Source organism: Waltera sp., assembly GCF_046969025.1.
GTDB classification, from domain to species: domain Bacteria; phylum Bacillota; class Clostridia; order Lachnospirales; family Lachnospiraceae; genus Acetatifactor; species Acetatifactor acetigignens.
On sequence record NZ_JBKVQF010000047.1, the window covers coordinates 1 to 2,879 of the forward strand.

At 48.8% G+C, this 2,879-nt stretch carries 3 protein-coding genes; 1 reads left to right on the forward strand and 2 read right to left on the reverse strand.

All coding sequences use genetic code 11. The annotated features are described in order from the left end of the window. Nucleotides 1-278 precede the first annotated feature (278 nt). Both ACLTOH_RS15155 and istA read right to left on the reverse strand, forming a co-directional pair. Nucleotides 279-902: an ATP-binding protein gene (locus ACLTOH_RS15155; RefSeq protein WP_412224352.1), complete on the reverse strand. Its 624-nt coding sequence runs from the start codon at nucleotides 900-902 to the stop codon at nucleotides 279-281. Then, the gene (gene istA / locus ACLTOH_RS15160; RefSeq protein ID WP_412224353.1) at nucleotides 889-2,457 is read right to left on the reverse strand and encodes an IS21 family transposase; all 1,569 of its coding nucleotides are present in this window, start codon (nucleotides 2,455-2,457) and stop codon (nucleotides 889-891) included. Before istA ends, ACLTOH_RS15155 begins: the two co-directional genes overlap by 14 nt. 105 nt (nucleotides 2,458-2,562) lie before the next feature. On the opposite strand from istA, the gene ACLTOH_RS15165 reads away from it, so the two are divergent. Continuing rightward, entirely contained in the window at nucleotides 2,563-2,874 is a 312-nt protein-coding gene (locus tag ACLTOH_RS15165; RefSeq protein WP_412224355.1) for a 3'-5' exonuclease, read from the forward strand. Nucleotides 2,875-2,879: the final 5 nt, after the last annotated feature.

Genomic DNA, 2,879 nt, shown 5'->3' on the forward strand with positions numbered 1-2,879 from the left:
AATACCATGTGCTACTGGCTCTTTGCCAGTTTCTTTCTTCCATTTTGCTATTGCTGATTATTTCGCGCCAAGGGATCCGGGTCTGAGCTTTGCTCAGACCCATTGATTTTTCTCTCAGACCCAGCAATACGCTTTTGGGATCCGCCGATATGTTTTTACATTTTATGCTTAGCACAGTATTCCCGCATATTAGTGCTGCCGGTCTCAATCCAGAAAGCAGTGTATGCGTAGCGATCTACAATCGCTTCTGCCCGAACTCCTTCGCCCAGACGTTTCACCTAGTCATCTTTACGATATTGCGTACAGAAGATGGTAGAGGTTGTATCAGAACGCCTCTCCATAAGCTCAAACAGGAAGTGGAGTTCCGCATCTGATATGTCGGACACAAGCCACTCATCCAGTATCAGGAGAGGTATCCGGCTGTAGCGTTCAAGCAGCTTCCTTTGATTCCCGGCAACTATGGTGGAGTCCCCATACTCCATTAACAGGTCAGGCAGTCTGACATACCGTACCCTGACATGGTTCAGGCAGGCTTCTTTTCCCAGGGCACAGGCTAAGTAGGTCTTCCCTGAACCGGTAAATCCCTGGAGGATGACACTCTGATGCAAATCGATGTACTGGCCGCTGAACAGGTTCTCAATGAGTTCCCTGTTTAATCCGCGGTTGGCGTAGATAACTCCCTGCCGGTTTGCCTGCGGAAAACGAAGTTTCGCTGACTTGATCAGCCGCTGTATCTTCCCGTTATATTTCTCCTGGTAGATGTAATCCACCAGCCGCTGCATCCTTTCGTCGAAGGGCAGAGCTATTGTCGCAGGATCCGCCTGCTGTACCTCCAGCCCCGTGATTGCCTCACCCAGATTAATTTCACGCAGCTTGCGCCTGGTCTCTTCATTGATCATCATTGTCACCTCCGTAATAACTGCTCCCCCTCAGGTATCCCATCTGGGAATGTTCCTTTGCATCTGCTTTTTTGCGCTCTACGTAAATCTTGTCTTGATTGGATGCAAGGATCGAATTAAGATGGTGGTAACGGGGCTTTTTAATCCCGCTGGTGATGGCAAACTCACAGGCAGCTTCCAGGCGTGCTTCGGAGTATTTGTTGCTCAGTCTCAGGACAGCCAGCGCAGGGTTATAGCCCTGTTCTTTTATGGGAACCCCCTCAAAGATACGGTCAATCGCCTGTGCTGTATAATCGCCGATGGATCTTGCCCAGTTTTTGATCCGGATATCATCCCATGGGGAAAACTTGAACTTATCCGGCATATCTTCCGGATGGGTAGAATACTGGTTCCTCCGACCAGACGGGAAGCGATTATGCGTGGCTATGCGGGCAGAACCGCTGTAGATCTCCACGGTGCTATCCGTAACCTTCAAGTCAACACTCTTCCTGGCGTACTGGTAAGGACAAGAGTACCGGTTATACTCAAAGACGACATGGTAGTCAATGTTTACCTTTCTTCCATAGACCCACGTGGCGATCTCATAAGGGACAGACGGCAGTGGATGCAGGAACGGCTTCTCATCCAGGTAAGAGTCGTAGCGGCTCCCTTCACGTTTCTGGAAACTCTCGTGGTTGAATCCGTAGAGCTTTTTTGCAACGGCAGCTTTCAGATCCTCAAAGCTGTAAAAAGCCTCATTTCTTAGCCGTGCGATGATCGCTGTTGCAATCTTCCCCACTGTGCCTTCCACGGAAGCTTTCTGTTTGGGTTTACGGATACTTGCCGGCATGATGGCTGTCTGGTAGTGGCTGCCCATGGCTTCATAATCCACAGTCAGGACGACCTCCCCTTCTTTGGGATGGGACACAACGCCCGTCTTCAGGTTATCGCAGACAAGGCGCGTTGCTACCCCGCCGAAAAATTCATACATATGGATGTGGGCGCGGATAAAGCTGTCCATCTTCATGTCCCGGCAGGGTTCCACATAGGAGTACTGGCTGTAGGGCAGGGTTCCTACAAACAGGTATACGGTTACGATCTCCCCTGTGGAAGTGTCGACATAGGCCATGGAAGGCCCTGACCAATCTACCTCCACGGCAGCGCCGGGCTTATGCTCCAAGTGGCTCGTAAGCTTGTTTATAATCGTGTATTCGCTGTAGCCCTGGCAGTATTTCGTATATCCCATGGGAATGTTGCCAGATGCCCTGCATTTGTCCTGGTATTCCTGCCAAAGGAGCTTCAGCGTCACCCCAGTACGTTTCAGTTCCTGGTGGACATACTCGTAATCTGGCTTGTCATACAGGTTTTCCAGGGCAAACTTGTCCGGATAAAACTTGCGGTAAACCGCATCCTCATCCATCTGTGCGATGTCCTCATAGGATATGCCCATCCTGTCAGCGATGTGGAACACATCACCGACAGAATTCTTGGAAATGTGCCTGCTAGTGGCGATTGCATTCCGCCCCATCCCGGCACTGCGAAGCTCCAGTATCAGCTTCACATTAATCTTTTTGGCCACGTTTTCGGCCTCCTTTCGTAGAATCGGAGACTATTTCTCCAATAAAGATTCTACAAAAGAAAAGCTGAAGTAAAAACCTGGCATTTCAGCATCGGGACGGATCTATTGCATGAACTGATCAAGGGTGGATCACTTGTGTGTACTGGTGGATCTCAAAAGCGTATCGATGGCTCTCATAGCGCGAAATATTCAGTAACGACTTTTGGATCATCAAAGGGACTTACTTTCGACAGAGTTTTGATATATCCAACACAGCCAATGTTAAATTGGCTGTCAGGGAAATCGAAGGATATGAAAGCTGAAAGTCTTTCAAAGTTTTATGTGGCCGTTACCAGAGCGAAGTATAGTGTAGCTTTTGTATATAAAACAAAAAAGATTCCTTCTGAGGATATTGGAGAAATGTGGATAGATGGATAAATAAC